Below are 19,657 nucleotides of genomic sequence, written 5' to 3' on the forward strand. Positions count from 1 at the left end.
GCCGGATTGAGGTTGAAAATAAATTATGCAGTGTCGTGTTTGTGACTCAACAAATTTAGAACTTGCTATTGACCTTGGCTTCCAGCCTTGGGCTAATCACTTTTTAAAGAAAGAAGAGGTCGGGAAAGAGCTCTTTTATCCTCTGAGGGTGGTGTTCTGCCATGATTGCTCAACTGCACAACTTGACTATACAGTAAAAAAAGAGATTATGTTTTCTGACCATACATATTTATCAGGGATAACAAGAACCTTAAATGAACACTTCAGAAAAGTAGCCGAAGAAGTTGATGAAAGATTTTTAAAGGGAGTAAAATACAAATCGGTATTAGATATTGGGTCAAATGATGGCACTCAACTTAAACATTATAAGGCTTTAGGGTATGATGTGTTAGGAGTTGAGTCATCAAAGACCATAGCTAAAATAGCCAATGATGCGGGCATTAACACTCTGAATGAATTCTTTAATCTGGACACAGTTAAGCGTCTTTATCGAAGATTTGATGTTATTAATGCTGCTGGTGTGTTTTTTCACCTTGAAGAGTTACATTCCGTCACTGAAGGTATCAAAGAGGCATTGAGAGATGATGGAGTTTTTATAGTTCAATTCCTTTACATGAAAAGGATAGTAGAAAATTTAGCTTTTGACCAGATTTACCATGAGCATTTACTATACTATAATTTAAAGACTATCGAATTTTTATTAAACAGGCATGGGCTTTCCATGTTTGATGCTTATCTATCGCCAATACATGGAGGCTCGATAATTGGTTTTGTTACCCATAAAGGTAAAAGAGAGCCATCCTTACGTTTACAAGAAATGCGCCGGGCTGAGAACGTTGAAAAAAGCAATGAGTTTTCAACTTATCTTGAATTTTCAAAGCGCATAAAGAAAATGAAAGAGGACAATCTTGCATATCTCGACAAGGCAAAAAAGGAAAGAAAGAAGATTTATGGAATGGGCGCTCCTGTCAAAGGCAATACACTTTTGAACTATTTTGGAATCGGCACTCAATATATTGATTACCTGGTCGAGAAAAATGAACTACGGCAGGGACTTTTTTCACCGGGTATGCATATACCTATCGTTATCGAAAAGGAGTTACAGGAATTGCCTGATATTTATTATATTTTGGCTTGGAACTTTAAAAAGGAAATTCTCGCAAATAATCAGTATCTCATTGACAAGGGCGTAGAGTTTTACTTCCCAGTTGACCCAAAGGAAATTTAAAGATGAACATCCTTGTTACAGGGGCCACAGGCTTTCTTGGGTCGACATTATGTTCTCAGCTTGAAACGCGAGATCATGAGGTAGTAAAACTGAACTCCAAAAACTGTGATTTAACAAAACAGGATTCTTTACTTGCTTTTAATAATCAACCGTATGATCAGATATTTCATCTTGCAGCATGGACACAGGCAGGAGATTTCTGCTTATACCATCCCGGCGAGCAGTGGATCATCAATCAGCAGATAAACACTAATGTCCTTTCATGGTGGAAAGAATATCAACCGCAGGCAAAGATGATCTGTATGGGGACCAGCTGCGCCTATGATCCGGATCTGGAGTTGGTGGAAGACAATTATTTGCTCGGAAAGCCTATTGACAGCCTATTTACCTATGCCATGACGAAGCGTATGCTCTATGCCGGGTTATTGGCTTTGCACAAGCAGTTTGGGTTGAAGTATCTCTGTATAGTTCCTTCCACCCTCTACGGTCCGGGGTATCACACAGATGGACGGCAAATGCACTTTATTTTTGACCTTATCCATAAGATTGTCAGAGGAAGGGAATATGGTGAACCGGTTATTCTATGGGGTGACGGATATCAAAAGCGAGAACTTGTATATATAGACGATTTTGTAAAAATCTTGCGTCGTCTTGCGGACAAGTGCGAGAATGAATTGATAAATATCGGTGCCGGAGAAGAATTCATGATTCGGGAGTTTGCGCGCATTATCTGCGAAAGGGTTGGATATGACCATGAGGATATCAGATACGATACCTCCAAATATACGGGTGCCAGGTCTAAATGCCTTAAAGTGGAAAAGATGCGCGGGCTTATTCCTGATCTACAGTTGACCTCTTTAGACGTCGGACTCGCGAAAACGATAGAGTGGTTCTTGCGGGAAAAAGTGAAATTGTGTGGCCCTCATTAGGAAGATGGCGCTTCAGCACCAAGAGAAACTAGTTGTGTCGATGATTTTCCATGATGCTGCGGCCGGTCACGACGTTGACTATAACAAGAGCTTCGGTAGGGCCGTCGAAGAAATAGGGTTTGTGCACGCAGCGGTAGTGCCGAAATCATGGCAGACCTTTTCTGATCTGCCTTCCCGATGGTTTCCGTGTTTAGAGCCCGGGCGGCATTCTTCGTCGAGATTCTCGCCCGCAAGATTTCTGAAAATGATTTCGCTGTCATCATCAATGGCAGGATGTATAAAAAAACATGTCTTTCCCATGTCAGACCGGATCGTCCTGTTTATCGAAAGTTTTTGGAGCTTTCATCTTGTTGCGTTGTATCTTGCATTGTGGCGGATGTCGAGAAAGCACGTGGAGATTTTCCTCCTCTTCAGGTGGAATGTGACAAGAAAGCCGCAAAGACTTCTCTATAAGATCATGATATGGCTTATAGAAAAGAAGGTGGGGACTGCTTCCCTACGATTGCTCACGGACAGCGTTCTTCTTCAAAATGCGTTGTCGACGTTTTTGGGGAAGGCTGTCTCGGTTTTGCCGATTCCGCACACAGAATTTCCTGTTCGAGATCACGGTGATGGAAGAAAGAGAGATGACCGTTTGAGAATCTGGTGGCCCGGGATGCCACACGCAGTGAAAGGATTAAACGTAGTGCGCACAATATTGAAGGAAACGGGCGCGTTTGCCCGGCAATTCGTGATTGTCGCTGCCAGGAGCTCGAATCTTGTTTCGGTGGATGGAGGAGCGCGATCGGAGCTGATTCCCGACTATTTGAGCAGGAGAGATTATGAAATGAGAATGATGGAGAGCGACATCGTGTTATTGCCCTATGACAAAGAAGCTTATCGCGAATCGACTTCGGGGATATTCGTTGAGGCGATTGTCGCCGGCAAGGTCCCCCTGGTTACCTCAGGAACCTGGATGGCAAAGGAGCTGGAGAGATTCCAGTTGGAGGAACTGGTGTTCGATTGGTCATCGGAGGGAATTCTTGAGACTGTTTCAAAGCTATCGGAAAATCAAAACATGATCGTTAAATTGAAGAGAATGCGTGAGTCTTATATCGCCTATCACAATGGCGGCAATTACACGAGGAGCTTGAATGCGCTCTTTGAGGATTCGCAAAGTGACAAGTCTTCACGGGCTTTGAAAACAACATGAGAATCGGGATAGACGGATTATCTGTAACTCCGCAGGAGGGTGGATTTTACAGGGCTTTCAAACAATTGATTGGGTGTTGTGAAACGCTGGGCGACAACCACTCGGTGATTGTTTTTCTCTCGCGGGAGACATTTGACGCGCTGCCTTCAAAGCCTTCAAACGTAGTATTTAAGACGATGGTTGTTCCATATAGGCTGAGATATTATATCTCACAACTCTATTTTCCCTTCGCGGAAAGAAGGCACAAGCTGGATGTCATCTATTCTCCCGTATCTGCGAGCCCGGTGTTGGCGAGAGCAAAGAAGGTTTGTCTCGTTCATGATCTCTCCTTTGTCCGCACCCCGAATGAACTTTCATCGGGAGCAAGACTTTATTGGCATCATGTTTATCTCCTGGCTCTGAAAAAATGCCGCAAAATCGCTTGTGTCTCAGAAGCGACGAAACGAGATATTGTGAACTTCCTGTGTATAGTTTCAAGTTCTATAACTGTAATATATCATTACCTTGATGAACGATTTTGTTCTTCCAGGGCGGATAAAGCTGGAGGGATTCTCGACAAGTATAAAGTTCAAAAACCATATCTGTTATACGTTGGAATTCTTTCACCAAGGAAAAATATCAACACATTACTGGAGGCGTTTTCCGTCTTGACAACTTCGGAACCTGATATGATGTTGGTTCTCTGCGGCAAAAAAGGGTGGAAAATCGCTTCAATAGAAAAGTGCATCGGGAAGCTAAACTTGCAGAATAGGGTTGTCTTGACAGGATTCGTTCCTGACGATGATCTCGTTGTTCTTTATGAAAATGCTTCCTTGGTCGTATTGCCCTCCTTTTGGGAGGGATTCGGATATCCGTTGATCGAGGCGATGTCTCAAGGTGTAGTTGCTATCGGCTCGAATCGGGGATCTATACCTGAGATTATCGATGACAAGAGATTTTTGTTTGATCCCGAAGATGTATCTGAAATGGCGGAGTGTATCAAGAAAGCGCTTGCAGTTAAAGAAAGACAACCGGCTTTGGACGAATTGCTTAGGAAAAGAGCATCTGGCTTTTCAAAGCGCAATACGTGTAAGAAGATTTCGGAGTTGTTGACTCATTGGGAATGAAAGTCCTAAAGAATTGGAACGAAATTGGTGTCTCGGTAAATAGGTTGAAGGAGGCTGGCTTACCTCTTCATACCGATCCTGTGAAGTGCTGGGATTTCAACAATATCCGTGAACTTATTACGACATATGTAAGTAGCAAAGAAGCCTGTATTGTGGATTTGGGATGCGGGCCGTCAGTTTATGGATGCTTGACCCTAGAGTTATTGAGAAGTATGGGGTATAAAAATCTTTTGGGAATAGACATCCATATTCCTCCTTACTCAACGGTGGCAGCGAAATTGCGGGGATGGGCAAAATATCGAACATTGAAACCATATAGAATGAAGAAAGCTGATATTGTGGCAACTGGCTTGGAAAGCGGCATTGTGGATTTTTCTATACTTCTCTCTGTTGTGGAGCATGGTGTTGATATCACGGGATTATTTCACGAACTCAATAGAATAATGAAAAAAGGAGGAATTGTTTATTTATCAACGGATTATTGGGAGGAAGAAATTATTCATATATCCGATATGGTTGCGTCCGGGGCGTTCAAAAATAGAAAGCTTCACTGGACTATATTCAATAGAGATTCTATTCAAGAGTTGATAGCTACGGCAATTGCTCAGGGATTTCGAGTCATTGATGAAGCAGATATACCGCGCTGTGAAGAGCGTCCTGCATTTTGGAACAACATATACTATACTTTTATAGCCATCGAATTTGAAAAAGTCAGATGATCCTGCTTTATGCGAGATTGCTCATAATACGAAACATTTTAAAATGTCTGATCATAGTGTCCTTATTTATGGTGTATTATGATTATGCATGGTATAAAGAAAGGATACTGCCCGTACCTTTCGGTTCTGTTGTATTTGCTGCTTCTTTGGCTTTTCTCTTTGTAATGACGGAAATTCTAGTTAAAAGAACCAACATACGGCTTTCGAGGGAACTGGGTGCTATTTTTTTATTTTACGTTGTTATCCAATCTTCACTTATTGGTCTCTATTTAAATGATATAACGGATGAAAAATTGGTTCAATATCTTAAAACGAATGTTCATCTTTTATTTTATGTTATCTTTGTTGTCATCATAATTGCACTATTTGGGAGAGGGCGACTCACAATGCCGTTAAGGTTTTATTATTTGTGCGGGACGGCGGTTGCTGCTTTCGGAATTTTGCAATTCATTCACTTGAATATTTCTAGGATAGCAGGGTTTGAACATTTGCTTTTCGGAAGTCAAGATATTGATCAAACGTTCAGGAGAGTTTCATCGATATTCAATGAACCGTCTTGGTTCGCATTTTTTCTATTGGATTGGATGGCAATAGGATTGGGGTACATATTTCTGAAGGGAACAATAAGAGAATGGGCATTATTTGTTCTTTTAGTCATCGCTTTTTTTGTCAGCAGTTCCTTGGGGGGGTATGTCGGACTGGGAACATTGATTGTCTTGACATTGCTTGAATTCAGAAACTCTTCAAGAAAGTTTTATGTAATTTTGGGACTCGTGTTGATTCCGCTGTTTATTTATTCCTTTTTTTCCATTCTTTTTCTCGAACTTGTTGGCGGAAGAATAAGGGCGATTTACGATGATGCTTCATTTCAGATGCGTATAGATTCTATACAGGCGGCAATAGAGGTATGGCTCAAGAATCCGATTTTTGGTGTGGGTATCGGAAATGCAAGTTTTTATACGCCGGAATACTATAAAGGTTTCTGGCTCTATCTTTATAGAGTCGGCACAGATCTTCATATGGCTGTCGATAGTGTTTTTTTTAGGATTCTGGCGGAAAATGGTCTGGTGGGCTTCATTGCGTTTATCTTCATGTATTATGGTCTTGTGAAATATGAGAAAAAATATAAATTTCATTTGTCAGGACGCAATGGACCGGTAGATGATGAAACGGTTATTTTCACGAAGATATTCAGAATCATTGTTCTTGTAAACTTTGCTGGATTCATAGTGAGCGGCAGTCTCCTGGATCCAAGGATATGGTTTAATATTGCATTCTTTTTGTCCTTTAAGAGGGCTGTCGCAGACCGTATCAGAACCTCGAATGGGTTAAAAACGACAGGTTTAAACTCAATGAGACAATCGCGGATTTGAGGAGGGCTTAGGTAATGAATATTTTGCAGATTGTGCCTCAAATTCCGTATCCTCCCGATAATGGAGCAAGGATAGGAATATTCAATGTCACGAAACATCTTGCACTCAGAGGGCATAACATTGTTATGTTTTCATTGGGAACAGATTGGGATACGAAACAGAAGGAACTTGAAGAGTACTGCGAGTTATATACTGTAGAGAAGGATACGAAGACATCTTTCAGCGGGATTGTCTCAAATTTGTTTGAATCAACTCCATATACAATATTAAAATATTATTCGGCCGATGTGCTAAGAAAGTTGATGAACGTTTCACGTGTGAGAAAACCTGATGTTGTTCATGTAGACCATCTGCACATGGCCATTTACGGAAAATTGTTGAAGCAGCACTGCGACGTTCCGATAGCGTTAAGAGAACATAATGTGGAGTATGTGATTTGGGAGCGATTTTATAAAGTTCAGAAGAATCCTTTCATCAAGGCATACGCGTACTTGCAATATGAGAAGGTAAAGCAGTATGAAAGAACTATGTGCGGCTATTATGATAGAGTTTTTGCGATCACGCAAGATGACGAAGAAAGATTAAGGCGTTTGAATAAATCAATAAAGACAACAGTAATTCCAGCGGGAGTTGATACTGCCTATTTCGCCTCAAAACAGACTATCGAAGAATATTCGATACTTTTCTTGGGTTCTTTGGATTGGCAGGCAAACATTGACGGGCTCCTGTGGTTTATTGAAAAAATATTTCCTTTGGTATTGAAACAAGATCTCTCTGTGAAACTTCTTATCGTAGGAAAGAATCCGGTAGGTAAAATTATGGCCTTGAGATCATCCCAAATAGAAGTCTATCCCAATGTTCCGGATGTTCGTGAATACATTGAGAAGGCCAAGGTTTTTATCGTTCCCTTGCGAATAGGGGGAGGGATGAGGCTTAAGATTTTGGAGGCCTTTGCTATGCAAAAAGCCATTGTTTCCACCTCCGTCGGCTGCGAGGGGATCGAAGTCGAAAATGATAAGGAACTCATGATCGCCGATGATGAACAGAGTTTTGCAGAACAGGTGATATCATTGTTAAGTGATGGCGGTAAAAGAAAGAGATTAGGGAATCAGGGATACGAGTTGGTGAAGAGAAAATATTCCTGGGAAAAAGTTGCCAAGTCCTTTGAGGCCGTTTATGAAGAACTCGTTGGAAATTCAGCGTAGTGAATAGATTCTTAGGTAATAAGCCTCGTTGCGCCTTTAAGGATGTATCATAGCTGCGGTTACGGTTTTTGAGGGAAAAGAATGAAAGTATCGATAGTTACCGCTGTTCTTAATAACAGAAATCACCTGGAACAATGCATCAGAAGCGTTATCGGGCAAGATTATCCCGATATAGAGTACATAATCATTGACGGCGGTTCAACGGATGGAACGGTTGAGGTTATTAAGAGATATGAAGATAAGATTGCATACTGGGTTAGTGAGCCTGATGGGGGAATTTACGATGCGATGAACAAAGGTATAAAGGCTGCAACCGGAGAAATCATAGGTATTTTAAATTCTGATGATTTTTATGCCGATAAGCATGTGATAATAGATATTATTACAGCAATAACTAAAAACAATACCGATTCATGCTATGGAGATATACTCTATATTGACCGGTATAATTTGGATAAAATTGTTAGACACTGGAAGGCAGGAGGATTTGATCGAGAGAAGTTCAAAAAAGGTTGGATGCCCCCGCATCCGACCTTTTTTTGCAAAAGAAGTGTGTATGAGAAATATGGTTTGCTGAATTTGGATTTTCCCCTGGCCGCTGATTACGAATTAATGCTTAGATTTCTTTATAAATATCAAATAAGAGCAATCTATATTCCAAGGATTTTGGTTAAGATGAGGACTAAAGGAATAAGCAAACCAGGCCTGTATACCCTTAAAGCAATTATAGAAAATTATAGATCTTGGAAAGTTAATAAACTGTATTATCCCATTACTCTTCTTTTAAAACCTTTTTCAAAAATACCACAATTTTTTATGAGGGATAAAAAATGAAAAAAAAGGCATTAATAACCGGTATTACCGGACAGGACGGCGCTTATCTAGCCGAATTTCTTTTAGGCAAAGGCTACGAGGTTCACGGCATAAAGCGAAGGTCATCGTTATTCAATACCGACAGGATCGACCATCTCTACCAGGATCCTCATGAACTAAATGTAAGGTTTAAATTGCATTACGGTGATTTAACGGATTCCACCAATTTGATCCGTATAATCCAGGAGACGCAGCCCGATGAAATTTATAATCTTGCAGCGCAGAGCCATGTGAAGGTATCTTTTGAAGCACCTGAATATACTGCAAATGCCGATGCGATGGGGGCTTTAAGGATACTGGAGGCTATCAGGATTTTAGGTCTTGAGAAAAAGACTAAATTTTATCAGGCCTCTACATCTGAGCTTTATGGAAAGGTTCAGGAAGTTCCTCAAAAAGAGACCACGCCTTTTTATCCGAGAAGTCCATATGGAGCTGCAAAGCTTTACGCCTTCTGGATAACTGTAAATTACAGGGAAGCATATAATATGTTTGCCTGCAATGGAATACTCTTTAATCATGAGAGCCCGATAAGGGGCGAGACCTTTGTTACACGAAAGATTACAAGGGCTGTAGCGAGAATAAAACTTGGCTTGCAGAAAAAGCTCTTCCTTGGCAATCTGAATGCATTGCGTGACTGGGGTCATGCAAGGGACTATGTAGAGGGCATGTGGCTTATGCTGCAGCAGCAAGAGCCGGAGGATTATGTGTTGGCAACAGGAAAGCAGCATTCTGTGAGGGAGTTTGTTGAACTGGCGTTTAAGGAAATAGGCATTAATGTCAGATGGAAAGGAGAGGGGATAGAAGAAAAAGGTATTGATGACAGTTCAGGAAATGTTCTTGTGGAGATAGACCCCCGATACTTCCGGCCCGCAGAAGTAGATACATTGCTTGGCGACCCGACAAAGGCCAAAGAAAAGCTCGGCTGGCAGCCAAAGGTTACATTCAGGGAGCTCGTAGCTGAAATGGTGCGCGAGGACTTGAAAGATGCTGAAAGAGACCATCTCTGCAAAACAAATGGATTTAAGACATTCAAATATAATGAGTGAATGGAGTTGATTATGGAAAAGTCTTCAAAAATTTATATTGCCGGTCATCGAGGGCTTGTCGGTTCTGCGATTATGCGGAATCTGAAAGCCAATGGATATGATAACCTGATTGCACGAACAAGCAAAGAACTTGATTTAACAAGACAGGCAGATGTTGAGGCATTTTTCAAAAAAGAACGTCCTGAGTATGTGTTTTTTGCTGCTGCAAAGGTAGGCGGCATAAATGCCAACAATACATACAGGGCTGATTTTATATACGAAAACCTCCAGATGCAGAATAATGTAATCTGGTCATCGTTTAGGTATGGCGTAAAAAAACTTATTTTTTTGGGCAGTGTCTGCATTTATCCTAAGTTTGCACCTGTGCCTGTCAAAGAGGAGTATTTGCTCACAGGGCCTCTTGAGCCGACAAACGAGTCTTATGCCGTTGCCAAGATTGCTGGTATAAAGTTATGCGAGGCATTATGGGATCAATACGGGTTTAAGGCAATCTCATGCATGCCGGCTAATCTTTACGGCCAGAATGATAATTTTGATCTGGAAAATTCACATGTTATACCCGCGCTGATTCGCAAATTTCATGAAGCTAAGCTGTCAAGGGCAAAGTCTGTAATACTCTGGGGCACCGGAGCTCCCCGGCGTGAATTCCTTCATGCTGATGATGCAGCAGATGCGATTGTGTTTTTGATGAAATATTACGATTCAAAAGAGATGATTAATATCGGAACAGGCGAGGATATTAGCATAAAAGACCTTGCCTTATTGATAAAAGAAATTGTTGGCTATGAGGGCAGTATTGAGTGGGATACATCGAAGCCTGATGGAACACCACGCCGTCCCCTTGATGTATCAAGGATTCACTCCCTCGGCTGGCGTTCCAAGATAAGTTTCAGGGAAGGAATTGCACAGACATACGAGTGGTTTAAAGGGCATTATATGCTTGATGCGAGGATATAAATTTTGACAGAATACAGAAAATGGTATTTATCTTTTAATTTCCTTTGCTATTTCGACCATTATCACACTGATGTCAAGAGCAGTGTCAGCCCGTTGACATTTGACATAAGTATAGTCTCTTGGCAGTGCGACAACTTATGACGAATTCTCATGATGAATTGCGCGGGCGAATCATGTAGTTCCAGTCGCCATGGAAGGCCGAGCTTTCCAGTTGCACGTCGTTCAGCTGGGCATCCAAGATCTTGATACCAGTCGGGTAAGGGTTGGTGTCGAGTTGACACGCGACCTTGAGGCCGGTGGCGGTGGTGATGTTGGCGATCTTTTCTCACGATCACCTCGTGGCTCGCCAGTGGTCGGCCGCGCCAGTTCTGGGTGATATGGGAGAACAGCCTGTGCTCCACCTTGTTCCACTTGCTGGTGCCCGGAGGAAAATGGTAGACGGCAATGGCCAAGCCGACTTCGTCGGCGAAGCTTTGCAGTTCGACCTTCCAAAGGCGAGAGCGTGGACTATTGCTGCCGCCAGCATCGGCGGTGATCAGCAACTCGGTGGCGTCGGGGTAGGCCGCACGCCCCATGCTCTGCCACCAACCGCGAATACTGGCCGCGACGAAGGCGGCGGTATCGTGGTCGATGCCGACGTTGACCCAGCCTTCGTTGCGGATCAGGTCGTAAACACCGTAGGGCCGCACCTGGCCCAGTTCAGGCAAGACGAAGTCGTGGACGCGCACCGGCTCCGGCTGCCCTTTGGGTTGCCACTCACGACCGCCATTTTTGAAATCGCCAACCAGCTCTTTTCTGAGAGTTTACCAGTAAAATTGAGCCGTGTCCAGTCTGAAGCAAAGTTTTTGCAAGTTTTTTGGATGGCTCGGCAGTACGAATCTCAGGACGAGCGCCTCCACAAGGGAAGCGGGTGTACTGAATGTTTACGTGACAGGTTTTGTAAAAGATCCCTATGAATATCTAGAGAGGGCAAAGGTGGTGGTTGCGCCAATGAGAGTTTGGCGCTGGCATTCAGAATAAAATTTTGGAAGCTATGGCCTTAAGAAAGCCTGTTGTGACAACCCCTTTAGGGGCTCAAGGAATTGAGGGAATGAACGGAAAGCATTTTATAATCGCTGACGGAAAGGATGAGATGGCTGAGAAATCTTAGAATTATAGAAGAGAGATATACTTGGGATGTGATTGGTGAAAGGCTTCTAAGGGAGATCGAAGAGATTGTATGAAGGCTCTGATCTTAGCAGGTGGGTTAGGAACGCGATTGCGAGGGCTCATTAACGATATTCCCAAGCCGATGGCCCCGGTCGCTGGTAGGCCTTTTCTGGAGTATTTGATTTTGCAGTTGAGAAGACACGGCTTAACAGAGATTGTGCTTTGCATCGGACATTTAGGTGAGCAAGTGAAGAGATACTTTGGGAATGGAGATAAATGGGGCGTTCATATCTTATATTCTTACGAGAAGGAGCCTCTCGGCACCGGAGGGGCGATTAAGTTAGCTGGAAATCTAATCAAAGAAGAAAACTTTCTGGTCATGAATGGGGACTCTTTTCTGGACGTTAACCTAAATGGGCTCATAGATTATCATTTAAGAAGGAAGGCTTTGGCAACGATGGCTTTAGTGGAGGTAGAAGATCCCACAAGATACGGGGCTGTTAAGATAAATATAAATGAAGAGATTGAAAGCTTTGTAGAGAAAGGGCAAAGTTCATCGAGACTGATCAATAGTGGGATATATGCGCTAAATAGAAAAAACTTCGACCGAATCCCTGTAGGGAAGGTCTCTCTGGAAAAGGAAGTCTTCCCTAAGCTAATCGGTAAGGGGTTCTATGGTATGCCTGTAAAAGGTTTCTTTATTGACATCGGAGTTGTGGAAGATTATCGGCGTTTGCAGGATCAACGAGACGTTCTGTCAAAAATAGTGGAAGGCATCGACCCGGGAACAGACCATGATCGATAAAAGATATCAATAAGTATCAGGCAAAAGAGGGTGAAGTATTATGCTCATTCGAGCTAAAGCACCTTTGAGGATCAGCCTTGCCGGTGGTGGGATGTGTGCAGAACGCCACAATCAACAAGTATGCTTATGGAACTCTTCACCGCTATCCGAAGAAAGACAACAAGATCCAGATTAAGTCCGTTGACTTCGGGCTTTCTATCAATTACAACGTTGATGAAGAGCTTGTGTATGACGGCAAGCTCGATCTTATTAAGGCAGCCATCCGTAAACTCGGCGGACAAGATTCCGAAGGATTCGACCTGTTTCTACATAGTGATGCCCCACCGGGCTCAGGACTCGGGTCATCTTCTGCAATGATGGTCTGCCTTGTAGGCCTGCTCAAGGATTTCAAGAATCTTCCACTCACAGACTATGAGATCGCCCACTTAGCCTATGTGATTGAGAGAAAAGAGTTGGGTATCAAGGGCGGACTCCAGGATCAATATGCTGCCACTTTTGGAGGGTTTAATTTCATTGAGTTCTACAAGGACCGGGTGATTGTCAACACGCTTCGGATCAGCCAGGACTGCATCAATGAACTTGAACATAATCTACTCCTTCGCTATACAGGTAAGACGCGGCTTTCCGATCACATCATAGAAGATCAGACAAGGCGTTACGAACAAAGTGAGGAAGAGGCTCTGCAAGGGTTGCGCAAGCAGAAGGAGCTTGCCGTGGAGATGAAAAATACCCTCTTACAGCGGAGGCTTAATGATTTTGGGGGATTATTACATAGCGCTTGAGAATTTAAAAAGAAGATGTCTTATAGAATCAGTAACCGCATCTATTGACGAAATGTGTGAGGAGGCAAGAAAGCACGGGGCTTTAGGTGATAAAATTACCGGGGCGGGTGGAGGTGGCTACGTGCTTTTCTATTGCCTCTTTGAGCGCAAGCATAAGGTGGCCGAAGTACTCAAGAAGATAGGATCTACAATTACAGAGTTCGCCTTTGAATTTCATGGGCTTCAAACTTGGAGGGTCAACAATGACTGAGCTGGAAGACTTGGTAAGACAGCGCGTCCAAGAAAGCCTCCGGGTTAAAGAAAGGCTTTTACAGCGCGACCAAGTAAAGGTGATCGCTGAGATAGCAAAGGTTCTTGTTGAGGCTTATCGCAAGGGCAAGAAGGTAATTTTATTTGGCAATGGAGGCAGTGCCGCCGATGCCCAGCATATTGCTGCTGAGCTTGGTGGAAAATACTATTTAGATCGAGATCCTCTGCCTGCAATAACTTTAACAGTCAATACCTCATTGCTGACGGCGCTCAGCAATGACTATTCTTTTGATACGGTCTTTGCTAGGCAGTTAGAAGCCCTCGGCCAAGAAGGGGATGTGACCATTGGAATCACCACCAGCGGAAACTCGGAGAACGTGATCCAAGCTTTAAAGGTCGCTAAAGAAAAAGGGTTAATAACAGTTGGGTTTACTGGCAGGGATGGAGGTAGGTTGAAAGATGTGGTAGACTACTGCTTACATATTCCCAGCGATGATACTCCCAGGATACAGGAAGGTCACATCACAGTGGGGCATATCATCTGTGAGATCGTGGAAAGGGAGCTGTTTGACGCCGATGCAAAACAAGAAAACAAGAAGCATAAGGCGGTTTTTCTTGATCGCGATGGGGTAATCAATAAAAAGGCACCGGAAGGGGATTACATCAAGAGCTGGGACGAATTTAAGTTCCTTTCAGATGTTGATGTGGCAATAAGGAGATTGAACGAAAAAGGATTTCTTGTAGTTGTAGTCTCCAACCAGCGGGGAATCGCCAGAGGAGTTATGACGGAAGATGATCTGAAGGAAATCCATACCAGGATGAAATACGAACTATGCAAAGGCGGTACTATCATTGACGCAATTTACTATTGCCCTCATGATGTGGACGCCCACTGTGGCTGTAGAAAGCCTAACCCCGGGTTATTGTTCAGGGCTGCGAAAGAGCACGACATTGACTTGGAGCGATCCTGGATGATCGGGGATTCTAAATCCGATATTGAAGCGGGCAAAAGAGCCAGATGTAAGGCGATCCTGCTGGCAAACCCCGATCCAGTCCGTAGTGGGGTAGAACGAGAGTTTATCGCCAAATCCTTAGCAGAGGCTGTCAACTGGATCTTAACGGTATAGTGTCACGGGGACGGTTCTCGAAGATGGTTTTTTAATTACGACACTGTGGCTCCCAGTTCATGAGCGCAAAAAGAAAAAGACCACTTTATGCGGTCCCCGTTCTTATGAGCATCGGGTACCATTTTGGTACCCGATGAGATGAGCGTCTCCACCCGAGAGGTAGATCATCTAGATGATCTGACCTACGACCCGGTAATACTTTAGGTTGTTGCAAAGTGGACCAGGGCTACCTTAAAGACCCCTTGGTTTTGGCCCTGCCGGAATTCAGACGCTGTATGTATACACCATAATTGCCAGTCAGTGTCTCCGTGCCCGTTGCAGAATTGGGGGTTGACAACCGGCAACGGTTTTAATGCAACGCTACTGATCAAGATTCTGTTTTCGGAGGAGTCGCTCACGACAATTCTTCGTCGCCACCGGGGATGAAAATATCATCCAAGATTCTATTTTCGAGGGAGTCAGAATTACATAAAGGTTATGAGAACTAGTGACATGGATTACTTTAATCTGACTGCTCACTATGCAGAGTATAGGTTTAAAGAATTGCCACCACCGCTAGAATGGATTGAGCCCTCAATAAACATGTTATATCTGAATGCTGTTTCTTCCTTTGTGCTTGGCAATCATTTTGCCTCAATCATATCAATGAGTTGCTTATTGGAACATACATTAAGACTAGCTTTGTTTGATAAAGAGAACACGGGATTGCGTAGAAAAGTTACTATTGAGCAACTTGATAGTATGGGAACAATTACAAGGTTGATAACTGAGGCGAGTGAGAATGGGCTTATCGACAAAGCTGATTTACCTTGGTGGACTGAGGTTGCAAAAGTAATTAGGCACAAATCAGCACATTATATTATTCCTCATATTCTAAGAGAGTTCTCTAAAAAGGAATATCCAGATAGCGAAAAAATTCGGGAGATCTATCATCCTGAGTATTATAGGTTTACTGATGGAGAAGGGAGACCGACAAATCATATTGGACATGATTGGGGTTCTTTTTTCCATAAATCCGATTACTATATTTGCAGGGCTTTTGTTTTTGACGCTACAAAGTTCATTAAGAAGATAATAGCCAAGACAAACTGGAAACCTGATAGGAGTTGGTGGAAGTCTCAGGAAGATGAGTATAATGCGTTTTTCCAATACAAATGGACTTATGAGGAAATGAAGAAGAGTTTGGCCAAATTGTATAGCAGCATCTAGGTGACATTCAATATCATTTCGTTCTAAGCCCCTCTCTTTGATGCCACCAAAGGAGGAACCACACATGAAAGTAACCATTATCGGCACCGGCTACGTCGGCCTCACCACCGGGGTGGCCTTGGCCTACATCGGCCACGAGGTGCAGTGCATCGGACGCACTCCGGGCGTGGTGGCCGAGCTCGCCAACGGGCGGGTGCCCATCCACGAGCCGGGGGTGAAGGAGCTGTTGGGCCGATCTGCCGTTGCAGTTCGGGCTCTGGGACAGCTTTGACCCGGATTCGGACGTTATCTTCATCGGGGTGGGTACACCCCGGATGCCGAACGGGGACGCGGATGTGTCCGGCGTGGAGGCGGTGGCCGAGGAGATCGGGCGGCGGCTGAACGAGCGGCCGTACGTCACGGTGTGAATAAGTCCACGGTGCCCTTGGGCTCGGCCCGGCACGTGGAGGGGATTATCAAGAACCGGTTAAGAGAGCGGGGCCTAGCGACCAGGCTGGCGGTGGCCTTGAACCCCGAGTTCTTGCGGGAGGGGTCGGCCTTATACGATACCTTTTATCCGGACCGCATCGTCGTGGGGGCGGACCAGCAGTTCGCCCTAAACACCCTGCGGGAGCTGTATACCCCGATCCTGGAGCAGACCTTTACCCCGCCGGCGTCGGTGCCCCGGCCGCAGGGGAACAAACTGCCGGTGTTTTTGACCACCACGCCCACCAGTGCCGAGCTGATCAAGTACGCGTCCAACGCCTTTTTAGCCATGAAGATTTCGTTATATTAACGAGTTCGCCGACCTGGCCGAGCACGTGGGGGCGGACATCACCGAGGTGGCCCGGGGGATCGGGCTGGACGAGCGGATCGGGCTAAGGTACCTGATGGCCGGGGCGGGCTGGGGCGGCAGCTGCTTCGGCAAGGACGTGAGCGCGATCATCCACACCGCCGGGCAGTACGGCTACGCACTACCATCTTCCGCTATGGGGCGGATGGAAGGGAGCCGGGGGTACGGCCGCTGACCAGCAACTTCTATTCCGAGGAGACGATCGCGGTTACCTGGTCAATCATTACCGCCTACCTTACCCCGCGAAACCAGTCCAACTACATCCGTAGTTTCCTGGCGGCCGATGTGGTCGGTCCGGAGACGCCGGAAGATGACCGCAGTGCTTTTTTCCGAGCGGGGCGGCGCCGGGCGGCGTTGTTTGCGACTTTTCTGAAAGGTAATTTTGCGCCGCCGCCGGGGTTTAGTATCACCATTGTTGCCAACAAGGGTGTAATCAGTGCGGTCAACGAACAGGTTGGAGACGGATCGGAGTTCAAGACTTTTCAAGGCGGCAAGCTGCGTCTTACCGCAAGCAACCTGAAGTTGTTCTGGGACGCGCTGATCAAGGCGATGGACGAGGGGGCGGACTTGGGCGACTGGGTGGATTCGGAACTGCAGGCCGTTTTGGACCTCTACAAGGGTAGCGTCGGTTCGGGGTTTCGATTGTTGGAACCGCTACGCCCGTATCATTCTCCGAGCTCCACGGCGGACTATGCCGAACAGGTGCTCAGTGAGCTGGTGAACGGTAAGATTGCGATCGTGGATTTGTCGTTAGGCTCGGATATCATCCTGAGATTCTGCTCCGAGCGGATCGTGAACCATATTCTTCAGAATGCGGCCCGGCGTTTTGCAGACGGGCTGGAGGCGCACCAGATCCAGATCTATATCGAAGAGGCCCACCGCCTGTTCAACCGCGACCGGATGAATGTGCCGGCCGAGGCAGACCCCTATGTGCGTCTGGCCAAGGAGGCGGCCAAGTATAAGATCGGCTTGATCTACGCGACCCAGGAAGTGAGCAGCGTGGACCCGCTGATCCTTTCCAATACTTCGAACTGGATTGTAACGCACCTGAATAACCGTAACGAAGTCAAAGAGCTTTCCAAGTACTATGATTTTCAGGATTTTCAGGAGTTGACATTGAAGGCGGAGGATGTGGGGTTCGCGCGGGTGAAAACCCGCAGCGGCCGTTACATTATTCCGATGCAGATAGATTTGTTTAGTGAGAGCAGGGTGCAGGCCGCGCGAGAGGCCTGTTTGCATGCTTTGGAGCAGCAGGTGGAGGGAGAAGAATAGAGATGCCTTATTTCACACGGTCCGGCCGCCTGCAAAGCTCGAGGAGCATCGGCCACGTGCCCATCGTTGAGAACGAATTGATCAGCGCGCGGTTGCAGGATTTCCGCGTCTTCAATCCGGAGGCTGAGGTGGGGATTAGTCCGAAGCTGATTGTCTGTGCGGATGCCTTGGCGCTGCCGGGGGAGCCGGTGCGGTGGGTGATGTCTTTTGACGGTTCCCCGCAGGAGGTGGCTGTGCGCGAACGATATCCAAGCACGCGCATCGGCTACATCCAAATTGCCGGCGTTCTAGTGCATCTGGAAGAGATGTTGCGCCAGGGGAAAGAGCAGTTTGTCGATCCGGCCGTCATCAGGAAGGCAACCCAGGAGGCCTTGCACTCCATGGTTTTGCCGGGGTCGAACGTATGTCGGCAGGATATGGCGACGGTAAAAGACTCGTGGCGGGCCGAGGTGTACGAGATCTTTCGGGATTACCGAGTGGAAGATTCCTCCCTTCTGGATGTCTATATGCTTCTGGTGGGCTATAGCGACAAGCGTTCTCCGGGGGGCGGGGTGATCGTTGCACGGTGTCCGGCAGCCGCTTCGTGTAAGATAGGCGACATCGAGGTGCCGGTGGATGGGACAACCTGCCCGGGCTGCGGCGGGCGCGTTTTCCCTACTGATGCTCTTAGGATTCACGAGGAAGTGTCCGAGGAGCACGGCAATGCCACTGCGCTCGGCCGGCTGATGACCTGTCTGGAGCATATTACCATTGTGGCTTACCTGCATTTTCTGGCGCGGCGGCTACCACGTGCGTTGGGGATTGTGGCCTTTATTCTCGATGGGCCGCTGACGCTCTTTGGGCCGCAGGCCTGGTTGCATTCCCCCATTTTGGCTTTCATCCATGACCTGTACAGAGTACTGGCGGAGGACAACAAGAAAAGCCCGGTGATCATCGGCATCGAGAAGAGTGGGCAGTTTGCCGAGCACGCGGACGCCATCGGAGACCGTATCAAGCCTGGTTGCCTGATGATGTTGCCCGACAAGTACATCTATGATCATATTCTGACCTTCCGCTCATCTTCGTCCGCTGCTTTTGGCCGGGATACTTACTACGGACAGAAGTTCTTTTACAAGACGGCGCGTGGACAGCTGCTGACCATTACCGTACCTAAGACTAATAAAGACACTGCCAGCCCGCACGATCCGAGGGAGTATGAGCTGCTTCCGGATGCGCTGGCCTTGTTGGACCGTGTCGGCACGGCGCTGTATAAGGACGCCGTGATTCCGATTGCCTTGGCGCACAACTACGCTTCCATACCGTTGCGCACGGGGTCTAAGGTTTTGAAGCTCTTGGCTCAGGGGCAGTTAGGGGTCAACCAGGAGGATGGCGAGGGAGTAGAACGGTAGGGTAGATTGTGGAGAAATGTAATTGCCGGCTTTGTCGGTGCGTATTCCGGAGTAATCCGGCCACCTATTCCGGAGTAATCCGGCCACCCATTCCGGAGCAAACCGGCCACCTATTCTGGTTTTAACCGGCCACTTTTGGATGTTAACCGGAATAAGCAACTGGGGACGAAACAGAGCACCTAAGGGGGTTGGCGAGCAAATCGGCGCTGGATAAAC

The 19,657-nt window shown here is 45.9% G+C and carries 19 protein-coding genes and 4 pseudogenes; 22 read left to right on the top strand and 1 reads right to left on the bottom strand.

All coding sequences use genetic code 11. The annotated features are described in order from the left end of the window. The first annotated feature begins 25 nt into the window (after nt 1-25). The 10 genes from AB1402_04080 to AB1402_04125 all read left to right on the top strand — a co-directional run bounded on the left by AB1402_04080 (nt 26) and on the right by AB1402_04125 (nt 10,628). Nucleotides 26-1,228, top strand: a complete 1,203-nt coding sequence (locus AB1402_04080) for a class I SAM-dependent methyltransferase (GenBank protein ID MEW6540781.1) — start codon at nt 26-28, stop codon at nt 1,226-1,228. Between the two features lie 2 nt (nt 1,229-1,230). Next, on the top strand, nt 1,231-2,157 hold the full coding sequence (locus AB1402_04085) for an NAD-dependent epimerase/dehydratase family protein (protein MEW6540782.1): 927 nt from the start codon (nt 1,231-1,233) through the stop codon (nt 2,155-2,157). 34 nt (nt 2,158-2,191) lie between these two features. Further along, a complete protein-coding gene (locus AB1402_04090; GenBank protein ID MEW6540783.1) occupies nt 2,192-3,349 on the top strand; it encodes a hypothetical protein in 1,158 nt (385 codons plus the stop codon). After that, nucleotides 3,346-4,455: a glycosyltransferase family 1 protein gene (locus AB1402_04095; GenBank protein ID MEW6540784.1), complete on the top strand. Its 1,110-nt coding sequence runs from the start codon at nt 3,346-3,348 to the stop codon at nt 4,453-4,455. Before AB1402_04090 ends, AB1402_04095 begins: the two co-directional genes overlap by 4 nt. Next, complete coding sequence (locus AB1402_04100; protein ID MEW6540785.1) at nt 4,452-5,174, top strand: methyltransferase domain-containing protein; 723 nt, start codon at nt 4,452-4,454, stop codon at nt 5,172-5,174. The genes AB1402_04095 and AB1402_04100 overlap by 4 nt, the downstream gene beginning before the upstream one ends. Before the next feature lie 68 nt (nt 5,175-5,242). Continuing rightward, nucleotides 5,243-6,547 (top strand): O-antigen ligase family protein, encoded by a 1,305-nt coding sequence (locus AB1402_04105; GenBank protein ID MEW6540786.1) that lies wholly within the window; start codon nt 5,243-5,245, stop codon nt 6,545-6,547. Between the two features lie 14 nt (nt 6,548-6,561). Then, complete coding sequence (locus AB1402_04110; protein ID MEW6540787.1) at nt 6,562-7,752, top strand: glycosyltransferase family 4 protein; 1,191 nt, start codon at nt 6,562-6,564, stop codon at nt 7,750-7,752. Between the two features lie 81 nt (nt 7,753-7,833). Continuing rightward, the gene (locus tag AB1402_04115) at nt 7,834-8,586 is read left to right on the top strand and encodes a glycosyltransferase family 2 protein (GenBank protein MEW6540788.1); all 753 of its coding nucleotides are present in this window, start codon (nt 7,834-7,836) and stop codon (nt 8,584-8,586) included. Next, entirely contained in the window at nt 8,583-9,671 is a 1,089-nt protein-coding gene (gene gmd / locus AB1402_04120) for a GDP-mannose 4,6-dehydratase (protein MEW6540789.1), read from the top strand. The genes AB1402_04115 and gmd overlap by 4 nt, the downstream gene beginning before the upstream one ends. 12 nt (nt 9,672-9,683) lie before the next feature. Next, nucleotides 9,684-10,628, top strand: coding sequence for a GDP-L-fucose synthase (locus tag AB1402_04125; protein ID MEW6540790.1), 945 nt, complete (start codon nt 9,684-9,686; stop codon nt 10,626-10,628). A gap of 148 nt (nt 10,629-10,776) precedes the next feature. Here the strand turns inward: AB1402_04125 and AB1402_04130 are convergent. Then, a pseudogene (locus AB1402_04130) lies at nt 10,777-11,425 on the bottom strand (ISAzo13 family transposase). Nucleotides 11,426-11,637: 212 nt separating this feature from the next. Between AB1402_04130 and AB1402_04135 the strand changes: the two are divergent. From AB1402_04135 to AB1402_04190, 12 genes and pseudogenes are all read left to right on the top strand, one after another. After that, nucleotides 11,638-11,778 (top strand): glycosyltransferase, encoded by a 141-nt coding sequence (locus tag AB1402_04135; protein MEW6540791.1) that lies wholly within the window; start codon nt 11,638-11,640, stop codon nt 11,776-11,778. 69 nt (nt 11,779-11,847) lie between these two features. Further along, entirely contained in the window at nt 11,848-12,582 is a 735-nt protein-coding gene (locus tag AB1402_04140) for a nucleotidyltransferase family protein (GenBank protein MEW6540792.1), read from the top strand. A 40-nt stretch (nt 12,583-12,622) separates the two neighbouring features. After that, nucleotides 12,623-13,614 (top strand): annotated as a pseudogene (locus tag AB1402_04145) (GHMP kinase). A gap of 1 nt (nt 13,615) precedes the next feature. Continuing rightward, a pseudogene (locus AB1402_04150) lies at nt 13,616-14,182 on the top strand (D-sedoheptulose 7-phosphate isomerase). 30 nt (nt 14,183-14,212) lie between these two features. Continuing rightward, nucleotides 14,213-14,740 (top strand): annotated as a pseudogene (gene gmhB, locus AB1402_04155) (D-glycero-beta-D-manno-heptose 1,7-bisphosphate 7-phosphatase). Nucleotides 14,741-15,232: 492 nt separating this feature from the next. Further along, a complete protein-coding gene (locus tag AB1402_04160) occupies nt 15,233-15,949 on the top strand; it encodes a hypothetical protein (GenBank protein ID MEW6540793.1) in 717 nt (238 codons plus the stop codon). 64 nt (nt 15,950-16,013) lie between these two features. Beyond that, nucleotides 16,014-16,220 carry a hypothetical protein gene (locus tag AB1402_04165; GenBank protein MEW6540794.1) on the top strand — a complete coding sequence of 69 codons (207 nt, stop codon included), beginning with the start codon at nt 16,014-16,016 and terminating at the stop codon, nt 16,218-16,220. A gap of 43 nt (nt 16,221-16,263) precedes the next feature. Further along, nucleotides 16,264-16,356, top strand: coding sequence for a hypothetical protein (locus AB1402_04170; protein MEW6540795.1), 93 nt, complete (start codon nt 16,264-16,266; stop codon nt 16,354-16,356). Further along, on the top strand, nt 16,353-16,724 hold the full coding sequence (locus AB1402_04175) for a hypothetical protein (protein MEW6540796.1): 372 nt from the start codon (nt 16,353-16,355) through the stop codon (nt 16,722-16,724). The genes AB1402_04170 and AB1402_04175 overlap by 4 nt, the downstream gene beginning before the upstream one ends. A 25-nt stretch (nt 16,725-16,749) precedes the next feature. Next, entirely contained in the window at nt 16,750-16,956 is a 207-nt protein-coding gene (locus tag AB1402_04180) for a hypothetical protein (GenBank protein ID MEW6540797.1), read from the top strand. Nucleotides 16,957-17,135: 179 nt separating this feature from the next. Continuing rightward, a complete protein-coding gene (locus AB1402_04185; protein MEW6540798.1) occupies nt 17,136-18,053 on the top strand; it encodes a hypothetical protein in 918 nt (305 codons plus the stop codon). A 2-nt stretch (nt 18,054-18,055) separates the two neighbouring features. Next, complete coding sequence (locus AB1402_04190) at nt 18,056-19,441, top strand: hypothetical protein (GenBank protein MEW6540799.1); 1,386 nt, start codon at nt 18,056-18,058, stop codon at nt 19,439-19,441. The last annotated feature ends 216 nt before the right edge of the window (nt 19,442-19,657 follow it).

This window comes from Bacillota bacterium (genome assembly GCA_040757205.1).
Lineage (GTDB): Bacteria > Bacillota > Desulfotomaculia > Desulfotomaculales > Desulforudaceae > Desulforudis.